The organism is Pectobacterium aroidearum (assembly GCF_015689195.1).
Classification (GTDB): domain Bacteria; phylum Pseudomonadota; class Gammaproteobacteria; order Enterobacterales; family Enterobacteriaceae; genus Pectobacterium; species Pectobacterium aroidearum.
In genome coordinates this window covers 4,674,065-4,691,384 of sequence record NZ_CP065044.1, presented here as the reverse complement: position 1 = coordinate 4,691,384, position 17,320 = coordinate 4,674,065, and the positions used below count along the sequence as shown (strand labels likewise).

At 48.6% G+C, this 17,320-nt stretch carries 12 protein-coding genes, 4 tRNA genes and 2 rRNA genes; 16 read left to right on the top strand and 2 right to left on the bottom strand.

The window, feature by feature from the left end; translation table 11 throughout:
• Positions 1 to 75 precede the first annotated feature (75 nt).
• From I2D83_RS20920 to birA, 4 genes are all read left to right on the top strand, one after another.
• A 23S ribosomal RNA gene (locus tag I2D83_RS20920) occupies positions 76 to 2,982 on the top strand.
• Between the two features lie 133 nt (positions 2,983 to 3,115).
• A 5S ribosomal RNA gene (gene rrf / locus I2D83_RS20915) occupies positions 3,116 to 3,231 on the top strand.
• A gap of 154 nt (positions 3,232 to 3,385) precedes the next feature.
• Positions 3,386 to 4,423 carry a UDP-N-acetylmuramate dehydrogenase gene (gene murB, locus I2D83_RS20910; RefSeq protein ID WP_205947242.1) on the top strand — a complete coding sequence of 346 codons (1,038 nt, stop codon included), beginning with the start codon at positions 3,386 to 3,388 and terminating at the stop codon, positions 4,421 to 4,423.
• Complete coding sequence (birA, locus tag I2D83_RS20905; RefSeq protein ID WP_205947241.1) at positions 4,420 to 5,379, top strand: bifunctional biotin--[acetyl-CoA-carboxylase] ligase/biotin operon repressor BirA; 960 nt, start codon at positions 4,420 to 4,422, stop codon at positions 5,377 to 5,379. The genes murB and birA overlap by 4 nt, the downstream gene beginning before the upstream one ends.
• A 41-nt stretch (positions 5,380 to 5,420) precedes the next feature.
• Here birA and coaA read toward each other — a convergent pair whose 3' ends face one another.
• Positions 5,421 to 6,371 carry a type I pantothenate kinase gene (coaA, locus tag I2D83_RS20900; RefSeq protein WP_012772929.1) on the bottom strand — a complete coding sequence of 317 codons (951 nt, stop codon included), beginning with the start codon at positions 6,369 to 6,371 and terminating at the stop codon, positions 5,421 to 5,423.
• 210 nt (positions 6,372 to 6,581) lie between these two features.
• Positions 6,582 to 7,130, bottom strand: coding sequence for a GNAT family N-acetyltransferase (locus I2D83_RS20895; protein WP_181830667.1), 549 nt, complete (start codon positions 7,128 to 7,130; stop codon positions 6,582 to 6,584).
• A 332-nt stretch (positions 7,131 to 7,462) separates the two neighbouring features.
• Here I2D83_RS20895 and I2D83_RS20890 point away from each other — a divergent pair.
• The 12 genes from I2D83_RS20890 (at position 7,463) to rpoB (ending at position 17,287) form a co-directional block, all read left to right on the top strand.
• Positions 7,463 to 7,538 (top strand) — tRNA-Thr (locus tag I2D83_RS20890).
• Positions 7,539 to 7,555: 17 nt separating this feature from the next.
• A tRNA-Tyr gene (locus tag I2D83_RS20885) sits at positions 7,556 to 7,640 on the top strand.
• A 129-nt stretch (positions 7,641 to 7,769) separates the two neighbouring features.
• Positions 7,770 to 7,844 (top strand) — tRNA-Gly (locus tag I2D83_RS20880).
• Between the two features lie 6 nt (positions 7,845 to 7,850).
• A tRNA-Thr gene (locus I2D83_RS20875) sits at positions 7,851 to 7,926 on the top strand.
• A gap of 107 nt (positions 7,927 to 8,033) precedes the next feature.
• Positions 8,034 to 9,218: an elongation factor Tu gene (gene tuf / locus I2D83_RS20870; protein WP_012772931.1), complete on the top strand. Its 1,185-nt coding sequence runs from the start codon at positions 8,034 to 8,036 to the stop codon at positions 9,216 to 9,218.
• Between the two features lie 237 nt (positions 9,219 to 9,455).
• Complete coding sequence (gene secE / locus I2D83_RS20865; protein WP_010285488.1) at positions 9,456 to 9,839, top strand: preprotein translocase subunit SecE; 384 nt, start codon at positions 9,456 to 9,458, stop codon at positions 9,837 to 9,839.
• Position 9,840: 1 nt separating this feature from the next.
• Positions 9,841 to 10,386, top strand: coding sequence for a transcription termination/antitermination protein NusG (nusG, locus tag I2D83_RS20860; protein WP_005970339.1), 546 nt, complete (start codon positions 9,841 to 9,843; stop codon positions 10,384 to 10,386).
• A 162-nt stretch (positions 10,387 to 10,548) separates the two neighbouring features.
• On the top strand, positions 10,549 to 10,977 hold the full coding sequence (gene rplK, locus I2D83_RS20855) for a 50S ribosomal protein L11 (RefSeq protein WP_012772932.1): 429 nt from the start codon (positions 10,549 to 10,551) through the stop codon (positions 10,975 to 10,977).
• A gap of 3 nt (positions 10,978 to 10,980) precedes the next feature.
• Positions 10,981 to 11,685 (top strand): 50S ribosomal protein L1, encoded by a 705-nt coding sequence (rplA, locus tag I2D83_RS20850; RefSeq protein WP_012772933.1) that lies wholly within the window; start codon positions 10,981 to 10,983, stop codon positions 11,683 to 11,685.
• A gap of 316 nt (positions 11,686 to 12,001) precedes the next feature.
• Positions 12,002 to 12,499, top strand: coding sequence for a 50S ribosomal protein L10 (gene rplJ / locus I2D83_RS20845; RefSeq protein WP_012772934.1), 498 nt, complete (start codon positions 12,002 to 12,004; stop codon positions 12,497 to 12,499).
• A gap of 66 nt (positions 12,500 to 12,565) precedes the next feature.
• Positions 12,566 to 12,931: a 50S ribosomal protein L7/L12 gene (rplL, locus tag I2D83_RS20840; protein ID WP_012772935.1), complete on the top strand. Its 366-nt coding sequence runs from the start codon at positions 12,566 to 12,568 to the stop codon at positions 12,929 to 12,931.
• Between the two features lie 327 nt (positions 12,932 to 13,258).
• Entirely contained in the window at positions 13,259 to 17,287 is a 4,029-nt protein-coding gene (rpoB, locus tag I2D83_RS20835) for a DNA-directed RNA polymerase subunit beta (RefSeq protein WP_012772936.1), read from the top strand.
• The last annotated feature ends 33 nt before the right edge of the window (positions 17,288 to 17,320 follow it).

Below are 17,320 nucleotides of genomic sequence, written 5' to 3'. Positions count from 1 at the left end.
GTCTGTCAATGAGTCTCTCAAATAATCGCAGCGCGACAGTGACTTTGATTTATCAAAGACACCTTCGGGTTGTGAGGTTAAGCGACTAAGCGTACACGGTGGATGCCTAGGCAGTCAGAGGCGATGAAGGGCGTGCTAATCTGCGATAAGCGTCGGTAAGCTGATATGAAGCGTTATACCCGACGATACCCGAATGGGGAAACCCAGTGTGTTTCGACACACTATCATTATGTGAATCCATAGCGTAATGAGGCGAACCGGGGGAACTGAAACATCTCAGTACCCCGAGGAAAAGAAATCAACCGAGATTCCCCCAGTAGCGGCGAGCGAACGGGGAAGAGCCCAGAACCTGAATCAGTTTGTGTGTTAGTGGAAGCGTCTGGAAAGTCGCACAGTAAAGGGTGATAGTCCCGTACACAAAAATGCACAGGCTGTGAGTTCGATGAGTAGGGCGGGACACGTGACATCCTGTCTGAATATGGGGGGACCATCCTCCAAGGCTAAATACTCCTGACTGACCGATAGTGAACCAGTACCGTGAGGGAAAGGCGAAAAGAACCCCGGCGAGGGGAGTGAAATAGAACCTGAAACCGTGTACGTACAAGCAGTGGGAGCATCCTTCGGGGTGTGACTGCGTACCTTTTGTATAATGGGTCAGCGACTTATATTCTGTAGCAAGGTTAACCGAATAGGGGAGCCGCAGGGAAACCGAGTCTTAACTGGGCGTTAAGTTGCAGGGTATAGACCCGAAACCCGGTGATCTAGCCATGGGCAGGTTGAAGGTTGGGTAACACTAACTGGAGGACCGAACCGACTAATGTTGAAAAATTAGCGGATGACTTGTGGCTGGGGGTGAAAGGCCAATCAAACCGGGAGATAGCTGGTTCTCCCCGAAAGCTATTTAGGTAGCGCCTCGTGAATTCATCTTCGGGGGTAGAGCACTGTTTCGGCTAGGGGGTCATCCCGACTTACCAACCCGATGCAAACTACGAATACCGAAGAATGTTATCACGGGAGACACACGGCGGGTGCTAACGTTCGTCGTGAAGAGGGAAACAACCCAGACCGCCAGCTAAGGTCCCAAAGTCATGGTTAAGTGGGAAACGATGTGGGAAGGCATAGACAGCCAGGATGTTGGCTTAGAAGCAGCCATCATTTAAAGAAAGCGTAATAGCTCACTGGTCGAGTCGGCCTGCGCGGAAGATGTAACGGGGCTAAACCATGCACCGAAGCTGCGGCAGCGACACTTAGTGTTGTTGGGTAGGGGAGCGTTCTGTAAGCCTGCGAAGGTGGCCTGTGAGGGTTGCTGGAGGTATCAGAAGTGCGAATGCTGACATAAGTAACGATAATGCGGGTGAAAAACCCGCACGCCGGAAGACCAAGGGTTCCTGTCCAACGTTAATCGGGGCAGGGTGAGTCGACCCCTAAGGCGAGGCTGAAAAGCGTAGTCGATGGGAAACAGGTTAATATTCCTGTACTGGGTGTTACTGCGAAGGGGGGACGGAGAAAGCTAGGTTATCCGGGCGACGGTTGTCCCGGTTTAAGCGTGAAGGTGGGTGACTTTGGTAAATCCGGGTCATCGTTAACACTGAGGCGTGATGACGAGTCACTACGGTGATGAAGTAACTGATGCTACGCTTCCAGGAAAAGCCTCTAAGCTCCAGGTAACACCGAATCGTACCCCAAACCGACACAGGTGGTCAGGTAGAGAATACTCAGGCGCTTGAGAGAACTCGGGTGAAGGAACTAGGCAAAATGGTGCCGTAACTTCGGGAGAAGGCACGCTGATGGTAAGTGAAGTGACTTGCTCATGGAGCTGAAATCAGTCGAAGATACCAGCTGGCTGCAACTGTTTAATAAAAACACAGCACTGTGCAAACACGAAAGTGGACGTATACGGTGTGACGCCTGCCCGGTGCCGGAAGGTTAATTGATGGGGTCAGCCGCAAGGCGAAGCTCTTGATCGAAGCCCCGGTAAACGGCGGCCGTAACTATAACGGTCCTAAGGTAGCGAAATTCCTTGTCGGGTAAGTTCCGACCTGCACGAATGGCGTAATGATGGCCAGGCTGTCTCCACCCGAGACTCAGTGAAATTGAACTCGCTGTGAAGATGCAGTGTACCCGCGGCAAGACGGAAAGACCCCGTGAACCTTTACTATAGCTTGACACTGAACCTTGAGCCTTGATGTGTAGGATAGGTGGGAGGCTTTGAAGTGTGGACGCCAGTCTGCATGGAGCCAACCTTGAAATACCACCCTTTAATGTTTGATGTTCTAACGTAGACCCGTAATCCGGGTTGCGGACAGTGTCTGGTGGGTAGTTTGACTGGGGCGGTCTCCTCCCAAAGCGTAACGGAGGAGCACGAAGGTTAGCTAATCCTGGTCGGACATCAGGAGGTTAGTGCAAAGGCATAAGCTAGCTTGACTGCGAGAGTGACAGCTCGAGCAGGTGCGAAAGCAGGTCTTAGTGATCCGGTGGTTCTGAATGGAAGGGCCATCGCTCAACGGATAAAAGGTACTCCGGGGATAACAGGCTGATACCGCCCAAGAGTTCATATCGACGGCGGTGTTTGGCACCTCGATGTCGGCTCATCACATCCTGGGGCTGAAGTAGGTCCCAAGGGTATGGCTGTTCGCCATTTAAAGTGGTACGCGAGCTGGGTTTAGAACGTCGTGAGACAGTTCGGTCCCTATCTGCCGTGGGCGTTGGAAGATTGAGAGGGGTTGCTCCTAGTACGAGAGGACCGGAGTGAACGCACCACTGGTGTACGGGTTGTGATGCCAATTGCATTGCCCGGTAGCTAAGTGCGGAAGAGATAACCGCTGAAAGCATCTAAGCGGGAAACTTGCCTCGAGATGAGTCTTCCCTGGACACTAGATGTCCCTGAAGGGCCGTTGAAGACGACGACGTAGATAGGCTGGGTGTGTAAGCGTAGCGATACGTTGAGCTAACCAGTACTAATGACCCGAGAGGCTTAACCTTACAACACCGAAGGTGTTTTGTGAGACGACTCATAGAGAACGATGTTCAGCTTGTTCAGAGATTGGTTCTGATGGTTGTACAGATGGGAAGCGAAAGCGACCGGAGTATAACGGTTGGAATGAAACAGAATTTGCCTGGCGGCGATAGCGCGGTGGTCCCACCTGACCCCATGCCGAACTCAGAAGTGAAACGCCGTAGCGCCGATGGTAGTGTGGGGCTTCCCCATGTGAGAGTAGGGAACTGCCAGGCATCAAACAAGTGGAAAGCCCAGTCGAAAGACTGGGCTTTTTGCTGTGCGCGTTGGGAGAGTACTTATTTACGCATATCCCGTGGTGAAAGACCGCCGATATCTTGCGTAGATCAGGTAGACTATGTGATATCTGAATTCGTAGGTATTTCTATCATGGCGTCGAGCATTATTTCATTAAAGTCTTATAACTCTTTCTCATTACCTGTTTCCGCATCTTGTATTAAGGTTGCGGATACTCAGGAGAAATTGATTGACGGATGGCGCGTCGCCAGCGCATCACAAGAGCCGATTTTATTGCTAGGGGAAGGGAGTAATGTCCTTTTTCTTGAGGATTTTTTAGGCACTATTCTGTTAAATCGGCTCAAGGGTATAGATATTCGAGAAGAAAGTGACGGCTGGTATATTCATGTCGGTGCTGGCGAGAACTGGCATCAATTAGTTGAATATACGCTCAAGTGTGGTATTGCAGGGTTAGAGAATCTGGCATTAATCCCTGGATGCGTGGGCTCTGCACCGATACAGAATATTGGTGCGTACGGTATCGAATTACAGCATGTTTGTGATTATGTTGACGTGTTGGATCTGACTGAAGGTAACGTCATGCGTTTTACCTCCGAGGAATGTCAGTTCGATTACCGTGAAAGCATATTTAAGCATCAATACCGCTCTGGGTTTGCGATTATCGCAGTAGGGCTCTTTTTAAAGAAAGAGTGGAGCCCGATACTTAACTACGGTGATTTGGTCAAGCTGGACCCTACAACTGTTACGCCACAGCAGATATTTGATTCCGTATGCCATATGCGTCGCAGCAAACTTCCGGATCCTGCCGTAACAGGTAATGCCGGTAGCTTCTTCAAAAACCCAATAATTACACCGCAGCATGCTGAACGTGTTTTACGAGAGTATCCGAATGCCCCTCAGTATTTACAAACCGATGGCAACGTTAAATTGGCCGCTGGATGGTTGATCGATCAGTGCGAGCTTAAAGGGTTTCAGCTTGGTGGTGCGGCTGTACATGAGAAACAGGCATTAGTTCTAATTAATAAAAATAATGCAAAAAGCTCCGATGTTGTCGAATTAGCACGTTATGTCCGCAGTCAGGTTGCTGCAAAATTCTCCATAGAGCTGGAGCCTGAAGTTCGCTTTATTGCTGCGCATGGTGAGGTCAATGCCATCGAGGTATTATCATGAAAGATATTACGGTTCCTCTTAAACTAATTAAAATCCTCTCTGATGGCGAATTTTATTCCGGTGAATTACTGGGTGAAATGATGGGGATGAGTCGAGCGGCGATTAACAAACATATCCAAACGATACGTGATTGGGGAATAGATGTTTTTACTGTAACGGGTAAGGGCTATTCATTACCAGCACCTATGCAGTTATTGGACGAAGACGTTATTCTTAGGCACCTACCGGAAGGTGGAGTGACAGTCTTACCTGTCGTTGATTCTACTAATCAGTATATTTTAGAACGATTGGACACCTTATCCTCTGGTGATGCATGCCTTGCTGAATATCAGCAATCTGGGCGTGGTCGTCGGGGCAGACAATGGTTCTCGCCTTTTGGTGCAAATTTATATTTGTCCTTATACTGGCGCCTAGAACAGGGGCCTGCTGCTGCTGTTGGGGTTAGTTTGGTTATCGGCATCGTAATGGCAGAAGTGCTACATAAGCTTGGTGCTGATGGTGTTCGAGTCAAATGGCCCAATGATTTATATCTGAAGGATAGAAAATTAGCAGGAATTCTTGTTGAACTTACCGGAAAAACGGGAGATGCCGCTAATCTGGTCATTGGTGCTGGCATTAATTTACAGATGAGAGAGCCTGCTCCAGGTACGATTAGTCAAGGCTGGATAAATTTACAAGAAGCAGGTATAGATATTAATCGCAATACACTCGCTTCGACTCTTATTTCTGAATTAAGAGGGGCTCTGGCTATCTTTGAACTACAAGGCCTTGAGCCATTTATTCCCAGATGGGAAAAATTGGATAACTATTTTAATCGCCCGGTTCGTTTGATTATCGGTAATCGTGAAATATATGGAATCGACCGAGGAATAGATCGTCAAGGGGCACTGCTCTTAGAAAACGATGGGTTGGTCACGCCATATATTGGTGGGGAGATTTCTCTGCGTGGTGCGTGAAAAAAGGGGGGTACCCCCCCTTTTATATATTTATTCGCTTTTCACTTTCTCAATCGCACACATTCAACGGCATGATTAGCGCTTTTAGTCATAATCAGACTGGCTCTCTCCCGTGTGGGTAGAATATTTTCTTTTAGATTAAGTCCGTTTATTTCCTTCCATAGTTGAGAAGCAATACCGACAGCTTCTTCTTCTGTCAATTTTGCATAGTTATGGAAATACGAATTTGGATTTGAGAATGCACCCTGCCTGAATTTCAAAAAACGATTTATATACCATGTTTGTAGTAGTGTTTCTGGTGCATCGACATAGATAGAGAAATCAACAAAGTCAGAGACGAAAACTCTATGTGGATCATGTGGATAGTCCATTCCACTCTGTAGAACATTCAAGCCTTCTAATATTAAAATATCAGGTTGTTCCAACACTTTATTGTTATTAGGAACGATATCGTATGTTAGATGAGAATATGTTGGAGCGGTGACTTTGTGTGTTCCTGATTTTATATCAGAAACGAATTTTACTAGGCTATGCATATCATATGATTGCGGAAAGCCTTTTTTCTTCATCAAATCACGTTCTTTTAACACCTTATTTGGATGAAGAAACCCATCGGTTGTAATGAGCTCTACACTGCGATGTTCCGGCCAACGGCTTAATAATGCCTGCAGCACACGGGCTGTGGTACTTTTTCCGACGGCGACACTACCCGCAATACCGATTATGTAAGGTATTTTTTGGCCATCAGTTCCTAAGAACTGCTCGAGTACCGCCTGACGGCGTAAATTAGAGCTGATATAGAAATTAAGCAGGCGAGATAGCGGCAGATAAATTTCTGCGACCTCGTCTAATGAAAGGTCTTCGTTAATCCCTTTGAGCTTAACGATTTCTTCCTCTGTCAGCGTTAACGGGACGGAATCGCGCAAGGCGGCCCATTGGCTGCGGTTAAATTGTAGATATGGCGTGGCCAAGGATTGCTCTCTATTGCTCATAAGTCGTGTTCTGCCTGCTTCACAGGTAAGAAAAGGGACTCTCAGCCAGCGAAGAAAACGGGCTATTAGTCTAGCCAACGCTATGATCGCGACACCTTTTCTTATGTAATAAATTTTTGATAATGGGCAGGTTAACACTTTGCGGATAGAAAGAAGAAGAGAAAATCGGTTCTGTACCCGATGCTTCTATGTTGATGCATCGGGTACATGCTAGCTGGCGATTGCTTTACCTAATCCATTCACGGCAAAGAGGCGCTTATAATAGATAGCGGTTGGATGGTAATAGCCATCGGGCGTGCATGCGTAATCAGGCAATTCTCCCAGATGGCGATAGCCTAATGCGCGGTAGAACGCTTCTGCTGGGGAGCCTGCTTGAGTATCTAAGTAGAGTAACCCCCTCTGTTGGAAAAGCGCGTGCTTTTCCAGTAAATGAATGAGCTGTCGGCCTATCCCGGTTCTCCTTGCTCGGCTATGAACTAATAGCTTTTGAATTTCAGCTCTGTTTCTTCCGTTTGGTTTTTGACATAACTCCAACTGTACGCTTCCGACGATACCTTCCTCGTCGCGTGCGACCCAAAGTATGCGTTCACCGCTGGCGACAGATATCTGTAAGCTATGAAAATATTCAATAGCTTCTTTGTGGTGCAGGGGCGATTGATATCCAACAGAGGCACCTTTCTCTACGGCATCTATCAATAGATTGGCCAGCTCTTCACGATAGACAGGTAAGGTTGCCGCATTGAGTTGAACTGTTTTCATCGTATTTTTCCTGTTCGTCAGACATTTCATTCTAATAAGCAAAATGCATTCCAAGTCTATTTTCTTAGAAAAGTGAGCAAAATAGCATCTGTCAGTGCGGAGTCTGCTCCCCCAGAGGGCAAAAACTTCATTATTGGTGCAAGAGACATATGAGGGAAAGTTGATGGCGAATCCCCCGTTTTATTAGATGGAACTGGTGGTTCTTTGCGCTAATTCTGACTGCCACTCTAGATTTATGGCTGAATTTGGATAAAATCTAAGCGATAGCGCATTTTACGCAATTTTTTTGTTGCATCGAGCGTTCTGTCTACCTAGAATGCGCAGCACTTGAAGCCGGCTTAGCTCAGTAGGTAGAGCAACTGACTTGTAATCAGTAGGTCACCAGTTCGATTCCGGTAGCCGGCACCATCAAGTACAAAAAATCAGGTGGGGTTCCCGAGCGGCCAAAGGGAGCAGACTGTAAATCTGCCGTCACAGACTTCGAAGGTTCGAATCCTTCCCCCACCACCAAATTCAATCTTGGAAACAAGATAATCGATACGGTAGTAAGAGTAAGCCGGATCGAAGAATGCGGGGCCTGTAAGTATCATTCCCCAATTTCAAAATCTACAGAAAAATTAGGTAGCCGAGTTCCAGGATGCGGGCATCGTATAATGGCTATTACCTCAGCCTTCCAAGCTGATGATGTGGGTTCGATTCCCACTGCCCGCTCCAAGATGTGCTGATATAGCTCAGTTGGTAGAGCGCACCCTTGGTAAGGGTGAGGTCGGCAGTTCGAATCTGCCTATCAGCACCACTTCCTTTTCCTCCTCCTGATTTTCTTTCTGTGAATAAATTCAGCAAGCTATCGCTTGGTTGATGTGGTGATACCACCGATTTATCCGTGTCTTAGAGGGACAATCGATGTCTAAAGAAAAATTTGAACGTACAAAACCGCACGTTAACGTCGGTACTATCGGCCACGTTGACCATGGTAAAACAACGCTGACCGCTGCAATCACTACCGTTCTGGCTAAAACCTACGGTGGTAACGCACGTGCATTCGACCAGATCGATAACGCACCAGAAGAAAAAGCACGTGGTATCACCATCAACACGTCTCACGTTGAATACGATACCCCGTCTCGCCACTACGCGCACGTTGACTGCCCAGGACACGCCGACTATGTGAAAAACATGATCACCGGTGCTGCTCAGATGGACGGCGCTATCCTGGTTGTTGCTGCGACTGACGGCCCAATGCCTCAGACGCGTGAGCACATCCTGCTGGGTCGTCAGGTTGGCGTTCCTTTCATCATCGTGTTCCTGAACAAGTGTGACATGGTTGATGACGAAGAGCTGCTGGAACTGGTTGAGATGGAAGTGCGTGAGCTGCTGTCTCAGTACGACTTCCCAGGCGACGACACCCCAGTGGTTCGTGGTTCTGCTCTGAAAGCGCTGGAAGGCGAAGCTGAGTGGGAAGCAAAAATCATCGAACTGGCAGAGCACCTGGATTCTTATATCCCAGAGCCAGAGCGTGCAATTGACAAGCCGTTCCTGCTGCCAATCGAAGACGTATTCTCCATCTCCGGTCGTGGTACCGTTGTTACCGGTCGTGTAGAGCGCGGTATCGTTAAAGTTGGTGAAGAAGTTGAAATCGTTGGTATCAAAGATACTGCGAAATCTACCTGTACTGGCGTAGAAATGTTCCGCAAACTGCTGGACGAAGGCCGTGCGGGTGAGAACGTTGGTGTTCTGCTGCGTGGTATCAAGCGTGAAGAAATCGAGCGTGGTCAGGTACTGGCTAAGCCGGGTTCAATCAAGCCACACACCAAGTTCGAATCAGAAGTGTATATCCTGAGCAAGGATGAAGGCGGCCGTCATACTCCGTTCTTCAAAGGCTACCGTCCTCAGTTCTACTTCCGTACGACTGACGTAACGGGCACCATCGAACTGCCAGAAGGCGTAGAGATGGTAATGCCGGGCGACAACATCAAAATGGTTGTTACCCTGATCCACCCAATCGCGATGGATGACGGTTTGCGTTTCGCAATCCGTGAAGGCGGCCGTACAGTAGGCGCGGGCGTTGTTGCTAAAGTTATCGCTTAATCGCTGATAACGTTTGACGCGACACGCGATAAAAGGGCATCATTTGATGCCCTTTTTCTACGCTGTCATGGTAGAACCTATCTCATCAGCGATTGTGAGATATAATCATTGGTGAGATAGGCTCTGTAGATACGGCGTAAATACCGAATTATTCGTTTTACAGAACATCTTTCGGTTTGGTTGCCCCGTGGTTACGGGGCAAAGTTATTTGTCTGAATCATTGTGACAGGTTGGTTTATGAGTGCGAATACCGAAGCTCAGGATAGTGGGCGTGGCCTGGAAGTGATTAAGTGGCTGGTAGTAGGTGCCTTGCTGGTTGTTGCGATTGTTGGCAATTATTATTACCGCGAATTTAGTCTTCCCCTGCGTGCATTGGCCGTTGTTATCCTGATCGCCGCAGCCGGTGGTGTGGCACTGCTGACCACGAAAGGCAAAGCAACCGTAGCGTTTGCTCGCGAAGCGCGCACTGAAGTGCGCAAAGTAATTTGGCCGACTCGTCAGGAAACGTTACACACCACGTTAATCGTTGCCGCGGTGACTGCCGTGATGTCACTGATTTTGTGGGGACTGGATGGTATTCTGGTCCGTTTGGTATCGTTTATCACTGGCCTGAGGTTCTAAGATGTCTGAAGCTCCAAAAAAACGTTGGTACGTCGTTCAGGCGTTCTCTGGTTTTGAAGGTCGCGTAGCACAATCACTGCGTGAACATATCAAACTCCATAATATGGAAGAACTGTTTGGCGAAGTCATGGTTCCTACTGAAGAAGTAGTCGAAATTCGTGGCGGCCAGCGTCGCAAGAGCGAGCGCAAGTTTTTCCCTGGTTATGTCTTGGTACAGATGGTGATGGAAGATGCTAGCTGGCATCTTGTACGCAGTGTACCTCGCGTTATGGGGTTCATTGGCGGTACTTCTGACCGTCCTGCGCCAATCAGTGACAAAGAAGTGGATGCGATTATGAATCGTCTCCAGCAGGTTGGTGACAAACCTCGTCCTAAAACGCTGTTTGAACCAGGTGAAATGGTTCGTGTTAACGACGGTCCATTTGCTGACTTTAACGGTGTTGTTGAAGAAGTTGATTATGAGAAGAGTCGCCTGAAGGTGTCTGTCTCTATCTTTGGCCGTGCAACGCCAGTTGAACTGGACTTTGCTCAGGTCGAAAAAGGCTAATTGTCCGACAGGATCTGCTGGAAATAGCTACTTGCCTATGGCGCGAAATTAACCTATAATTTCGCGCCTTTTGTTTTTCAGGTGTCTTAATGGCGGCTGAAACGTAATACAAACCACGGGGAGCCTTTCGCTAGGCGCTATTACCCAATTGAGGAAAGTTAAATGGCCAAGAAAGTACAAGCCTATGTCAAGCTGCAAGTTGCAGCTGGTATGGCTAACCCAAGCCCACCGGTAGGTCCGGCTCTGGGTCAGCAGGGTGTAAACATCATGGAATTCTGTAAGGCGTTCAATGCTAAAACTGAAAGCGTTGAAAAAGGTCTGCCGATTCCTGTTGTTATTACCGTTTATTCTGACCGTTCTTTCACCTTCGTTACCAAAACGCCTCCAGCCGCAGTTCTGCTGAAGAAAGCGGCTGGTATTAAGTCTGGTTCCGGTAAGCCGAACAAAGACAAAGTCGGTAAAGTAACGAGCGCTCAGGTTCGTGAAATCGCAGAAACTAAAGCTGCGGACATGACTGGTTCTGACGTAGACGCCATGGCGCGTTCTATCGCAGGTACCGCTCGTTCCATGGGCCTGGTAGTGGAGGATTAATAAATGGCTAAGCTGACCAAGCGCATGCGCGTGATCCGTGACAAAGTTGATGTAACTAAACAGTATGACATCAACGAAGCTGTTGCTCTGCTCAAAGAGCTGGCCACTGCTAAATTCGTAGAAAGTGTAGACGTAGCTGTTAACCTCGGCATCGATGCACGTAAATCTGACCAAAACGTTCGCGGTGCAACCGTTCTGCCTCACGGCACCGGTCGTTCTGTTCGCGTAGCTGTCTTCACCCAAGGTGCAAACGCTGAAGCTGCTAAAGCTGCTGGCGCTGAATTCGTGGGCATGGAAGATCTGGCTGAACAGATCAAGAAAGGCGAAATGGGCTTTGACGTCGTTATCGCATCTCCAGATGCAATGCGCGTTGTTGGTCAATTGGGTCAGGTTCTGGGTCCACGTGGCCTGATGCCAAACCCGAAAGTGGGTACTGTAACACCTAACGTTGCTGAAGCTGTTAACAATGCTAAAGCAGGTCAGGTTCGTTACCGTAACGACAAGAACGGTATCATCCATACCACTATCGGTAAGGTTGATTTCGACTCTAACAAATTGAAAGAAAACCTGGAAGCCCTGCTGGTTGCGCTGAAAAAAGCAAAACCATCTCAGGCGAAAGGCGTGTACATCAAGAAAGTTAGCCTGTCTACCACTATGGGCGCTGGCGTTGCCGTCGACCAGAGCGGTCTGAACGCTGCTGCTAACTAATAGCTTTTGTTCCGCTTTACTCGGGTGTGAGATTTACCTATAATTTTACGCCCGTTGTTCCTGAAGTGGGATAACGCAAGAATTTTCGGTTGGAGCCTGGCCTATCCAGGCCTCCGTCCAAGACCGCAGGTGTTTCGAAAGAAACTTAATCTTCCTGCGTAGACGGTGACAGAGCCTAAATAACGTTTTTCTTTTTTATAAAGAATAATTTTTTACTGGATTCTGCTCACCGTGTTTCAACGCTTATCTCTAATTTTGGCGATAAGTGAAGTGAGTTCCGGAGATTTTCTCCGGCTAAATCCAGGAGCAAAAGCTAATGGCATTAAATCTTCAAGACAAACAAGCGATTGTTGCTGAAGTCAGCGAAGTAGCCAAAGGTGCGCTATCTGCGGTTGTTGCGGATTCCCGTGGCGTTACCGTTGATAAAATGACCGAACTGCGTAAAGCAGGTCGTGAAGCTGGCGTTTACATGCGTGTTGTTCGTAACACCCTGCTGCGCCGCGTCGTTGAAGGTACTCAATTTGAATGCCTGAAAGACACGTTTGTTGGTCCGACCCTGATTGCATATTCTATGGAACACCCGGGCGCTGCTGCTCGTCTGTTCAAAGAATTCGCGAAAGCGAATGCAAAATTTGAGGTCAAAGCTGCAGCCTTTGAAGGTGAGCTGATCCCGGCGGCTCAAATTGACCGTCTGGCAACGCTGCCGACTTACGAAGAAGCACTGGCACGTCTGATGTCGACCATGAAAGAAGCCGCTGCAGGCAAACTGGTCCGCACTCTGGCTGCTGTTCGCGATGCAAAAGAAGCTGCGTAATAGCGCTTTCTTTTCTAACGCACTTGCTAACGTATAAACTATTTCTGATTCTTAGGAACAATTGTTATGTCTATCACTAAAGATCAAATTCTGGAAGCAGTAGCAGCTATGTCTGTAATGGATGTTGTTGAGCTGGTTTCTGCTATGGAAGAAAAATTCGGTGTTTCTGCTGCTGCTGCTGTAGCTGTTGCTGCTGGCCCAGCTGAAGTTGCTGAAGAAAAAACTGAGTTCGACGTTGTGCTGAAAGGCATCGGCGCTAACAAAGTTGCTGTAATCAAAGCTGTTCGTGGTGCAACTGGTCTGGGCCTGAAAGAAGCCAAAGATCTGGTTGAATCTGCACCAGCAGTTCTGAAAGAAGGCGTGAGCAAAGATGACGCTGAAGCACTGAAAAAATCACTGGAAGAAGCTGGCGCAGAAGTTGAAGTTAAATAAGCCAATCTTTCAGGTTGCAGCCTGATTTATTAGGCTGATGGCTGGTGACTTTTTAGTCACCAGCCTTTTTGCGCTGTAGGGTATCAATGGGATTTCACACTGTTTAGCCATTGATTTCTCCCAATATTTTTTTCTATTGACGACTTAATATACTGCTTTCCTGCATTGGCTCCTTGCCTAAGCAAGAGCAGCGAAATGGTTTAAGAGTAATAGAAAGACGTATTACGGAAAGTTGTCTATTTTCCGACCAACGTAAATAGTGTTGCATGAACTGTCCTTGTTAGGGCAGACAGAGTGGTTCGACTTGTCAGCTAGCTGAGGAACCCTATGGTTTACTCCTATACCGAGAAAAAACGCATTCGTAAGGATTTTGGTAAACGTCCACAGGTTTTGGACATACCTTATCTCCTTTCTATCCAACTTGACTCGTTCCAGAAGTTTATCGAGCAAGACCCGGAAGGTCAGTACGGTTTGGAAGCTGCATTCCGTTCTGTTTTCCCCATAAAAAGCTATAGCGGTAATTCAGAGCTGCAATACGTTAGCTATCGCTTGGGCGAGCCAGTATTTGACGTTAAAGAATGTCAGATCCGTGGTGTGACGTTCTCTGCGCCGCTGCGCGTTAAACTGCGCCTGGTGATCTACGAGCGCGAAGCGCCTGAAGGCACCGTTAAAGACATCAAAGAACAAGAAGTTTACATGGGCGAAATTCCGCTCATGACCGACAACGGTACCTTCGTGATCAACGGTACTGAGCGCGTAATCGTGTCTCAGTTGCACCGTAGTCCTGGTGTGTTCTTCGATAGCGACAAAGGTAAAACCCACTCTTCAGGTAAGGTGCTGTATAACGCACGTATTATTCCTTACCGTGGTTCCTGGTTGGATTTCGAGTTTGATCCGAAGGATAACCTGTTTGTTCGTATCGACCGTCGCCGCAAACTGCCTGCGACCATTATCCTGCGTGCGCTGGGTTACTCCACCGAGCAGATTCTCGATCTTTTCTTCGATAAAATTGTCTATGAAATCAATGGCAATAAATTGCAGATGGATCTGGTTCCTGAGCGCTTGCGTGGTGAAACCGCCTCGTTTGATATCGAAGCGAACGGTAAAGTTTATATCGAAAAAGGCCGCCGTATCACTGCACGCCATATCCGTCAGTTAGAGAAAGACGGTATTGAACGCATTGAAGTGCCTGTTGAATATATCGCTGGCAAAGTTCTGTCCAAAGACTATATCGACGAGAGCACCGGTGAACTGATCGGCGCAGCTAACATGGAGCTGTCGCTGGATCTGCTGGCTAAACTGAGCCAGTCTGGCCACAAACGTATTGAGACTCTGTTCACCAACGATCTTGATCATGGTGCATACATGTCTGAAACCGTGCGTGTCGATCCATCAAACGATCGCCTGAGCGCGCTGGTTGAAATCTATCGCATGATGCGTCCTGGTGAGCCGCCAACGCGTGAAGCAGCAGAAACGCTGTTCGAGAACCTGTTCTTCTCTGAAGACCGCTACGATCTGTCTGCGGTTGGTCGTATGAAGTTCAACCGTTCTCTGTTACGTGATGAGATCGAAGGTTCTGGTATCCTGAGCAAAGATGACATCATCGAAGTGATGAAGAAGCTCATTGATATCCGTAACGGTAAAGGCGAAGTGGACGATATCGACCACCTTGGCAACCGTCGTATCCGTTCCGTCGGCGAAATGGCAGAAAACCAATTCCGCGTTGGTCTGGTGCGTGTAGAACGTGCTGTAAAAGAGCGTCTGTCTCTGGGCGATCTCGATACGCTGATGCCACAGGACATGATCAACGCCAAGCCGATTTCGGCTGCCGTGAAAGAGTTCTTCGGTTCGAGCCAGCTGTCACAGTTTATGGACCAGAACAACCCGCTGTCCGAGATTACGCACAAACGTCGTATCTCTGCATTGGGCCCAGGTGGTCTGACGCGTGAACGCGCCGGCTTTGAAGTCCGTGACGTACACCCAACTCACTACGGCCGTGTTTGTCCTATCGAAACGCCGGAAGGTCCGAACATCGGTCTGATCAACTCCCTGTCCGTTTATGCGCAAACGAACGAGTATGGTTTCCTTGAAACCCCATATCGTCGTGTGCGTGACAACGTGGTGACGGATGAGATCCATTATCTGTCTGCGATTGAAGAAGGTAACTTCGTTATCGCACAGGCGAACACCAATTTGGACGAAGAAGGCCGCTTCATCGACGAACTGGTTACCTGCCGTAACAAAGGCGAGTCCAGCTTGTTCAGCCGCGATCAGGTTGAATACATGGACGTTTCCACACAGCAGGTGGTTTCCGTCGGTGCATCCCTGATTCCGTTCCTGGAACACGATGACGCCAACCGTGCCCTGATGGGTGCGAACATGCAACGTCAGGCCGTTCCGACCCTGCGCGCTGATAAGCCGCTGGTTGGTACCGGTATGGAACGTGCTGTTGCGGTTGACTCCGGTGTAACTGCCGTAGCCAAACGTGGTGGTACAGTACAGTACGTGGATGCATCCCGTATTGTAATTCGCGTTAATGACGATGAAATGTATCCGGGCGAAGCCGGGATCGACATCTATAACCTGACCAAATATACCCGTTCTAACCAGAACACCTGCATCAGCCAGATGCCGTGTGTTTCTCTGGGTGAGCCGGTAGAACGTGGTGACGTTCTGGCAGATGGCCCGTCCACCGATCTGGGTGAACTGGCGCTGGGCCAGAACATGCGCGTGGCATTCATGCCATGGAATGGTTACAACTTCGAAGACTCCATCCTCGTTTCCGAGCGTGTGGTTCAGGAAGATCGCTTTACGACCATCCATATTCAGGAACTTGCCTGTGTGTCTCGTGACACCAAGTTAGGGCCTGAAGAAATTACTGCGGACATCCCGAACGTGGGTGAAGCAGCACTTTCCAAACTGGATGAGTCCGGCATTGTTTACATCGGTGCGGAAGTGACCGGTGGAGACATTCTGGTTGGTAAAGTTACGCCGAAAGGTGAAACCCAGCTGACGCCAGAAGAAAAGCTGCTGCGTGCGATCTTCGGTGAGAAAGCGTCTGACGTTAAAGACTCTTCTCTGCGTGTACCAAACGGTGTTTCCGGTACGATTATCGACGTACAGGTCTTTACCCGCGATGGCGTGGAAAAAGACAAGCGTGCGTTGGAAATCGAAGAAATGCAGCTGAAGCAGGCGAAGAAAGACCTGACTGAAGAATTGCAGATTCTGGAAGCGGGCCTGTTTGCACGTATCCACGCTGTGCTGGTTTCCGGCGGCGTAGAAGCCGACAAACTGGACAAACTGCCGCGTGAGCGCTGGTTGGAACTGGGTCTGACTGATGAAGATAAACAGAATCAGTTGGAACAGTTGGCAGAACAGTATGATGAGCTGAAGCATGAGTTTGAGAAAAAACTCGAAGCTAAGCGCCGTAAAATCACTCAGGGCGATGATCTGGCACCGGGCGTGCTGAAAATCGTTAAGGTTTATCTGGCTGTTAAACGTCAGATCCAACCGGGTGACAAAATGGCAGGTCGTCACGGGAACAAAGGTGTTATCTCCAAGATCAACCCGATCGAAGATATGCCTTACGATGAGAACGGTACGCCGGTCGATATCGTACTGAACCCGCTGGGCGTACCTTCACGTATGAACATTGGTCAGATTCTGGAAACCCATCTGGGTATGGCTGCGAAAGGTATCGGCGAGAAAATCAACGCCATGCTCAAGCAGCACGAAGAAGTGACTAAACTGCGTGAGTTCATCCAGAGAGCCTACGATCTGGGCGACGATGTGCGTCAGAAAGTCGACCTGAGCACTTTCTCAGACGAAGAAGTTATGCGTCTGGCTGAAAACCTGAAGAAAGGTATGCCAATTGCAACGCCGGTATTCGACGGTGCAAAAGAGAAAGAAATCAAGGAACTGTTGCAGATGGGCGGTATCCCTACCTCCGGTCAGATTACCCTGTACGATGGACGTACCGGTGAGAAATTTGAGCGTCAGGTTACAGTGGGCTACATGTACATGCTGAAACTGAACCACTTGGTTGACGATAAGATGCATGCTCGTTCCACCGGTTCTTACAGCCTGGTTACTCAGCAGCCGCTGGGTGGTAAGGCTCAATTCGGTGGTCAACGCTTCGGTGAGATGGAAGTGTGGGCGCTGGAAGCTTATGGTGCAGCTTATACCCTGCAAGAAATGTTGACCGTTAAGTCTGATGACGTGAACGGCCGTACCAAGATGTATAAGAACATCGTGGATGGCAATCATCAGATGGAACCAGGCATGCCGGAATCCTTCAACGTATTGTTGAAAGAAATCCGCTCGCTGGGTATCAACATCGAGCTGGAAGAAGAGTAATCCCAGCTCGTTGTATTGCTGGCATTCGTCATA

Excerpts from the sequence above, each read along its gene's own strand:
- secE (WP_010285488.1), top strand. The coding sequence starts at position 9,456 with ATGAGTGCGAATACCGAAGCTCAGGATAGTGGGCGTGGCCTGGAAGTG.
- rplA (WP_012772933.1), top strand. The coding sequence starts at position 10,981 with ATGGCTAAGCTGACCAAGCGCATGCGCGTGATCCGTGACAAAGTTGAT.
- nusG (WP_005970339.1), top strand. The coding sequence starts at position 9,841 with ATGTCTGAAGCTCCAAAAAAACGTTGGTACGTCGTTCAGGCGTTCTCT.
- tuf (WP_012772931.1), top strand. The coding sequence starts at position 8,034 with ATGTCTAAAGAAAAATTTGAACGTACAAAACCGCACGTTAACGTCGGT.
- I2D83_RS20895 (WP_181830667.1), bottom strand. The coding sequence starts at position 7,130 with ATGAAAACAGTTCAACTCAATGCGGCAACCTTACCTGTCTATCGTGAA.
- rplJ (WP_012772934.1), top strand. The coding sequence starts at position 12,002 with ATGGCATTAAATCTTCAAGACAAACAAGCGATTGTTGCTGAAGTCAGC.
- coaA (WP_012772929.1), bottom strand. The coding sequence starts at position 6,371 with ATGAGCAATAGAGAGCAATCCTTGGCCACGCCATATCTACAATTTAAC.
- rplL (WP_012772935.1), top strand. The coding sequence starts at position 12,566 with ATGTCTATCACTAAAGATCAAATTCTGGAAGCAGTAGCAGCTATGTCT.
- murB (WP_205947242.1), top strand. The coding sequence starts at position 3,386 with ATGGCGTCGAGCATTATTTCATTAAAGTCTTATAACTCTTTCTCATTA.
- rplK (WP_012772932.1), top strand. The coding sequence starts at position 10,549 with ATGGCCAAGAAAGTACAAGCCTATGTCAAGCTGCAAGTTGCAGCTGGT.
- birA (WP_205947241.1), top strand. The coding sequence starts at position 4,420 with ATGAAAGATATTACGGTTCCTCTTAAACTAATTAAAATCCTCTCTGAT.
- rpoB (WP_012772936.1), top strand. The coding sequence starts at position 13,259 with ATGGTTTACTCCTATACCGAGAAAAAACGCATTCGTAAGGATTTTGGT.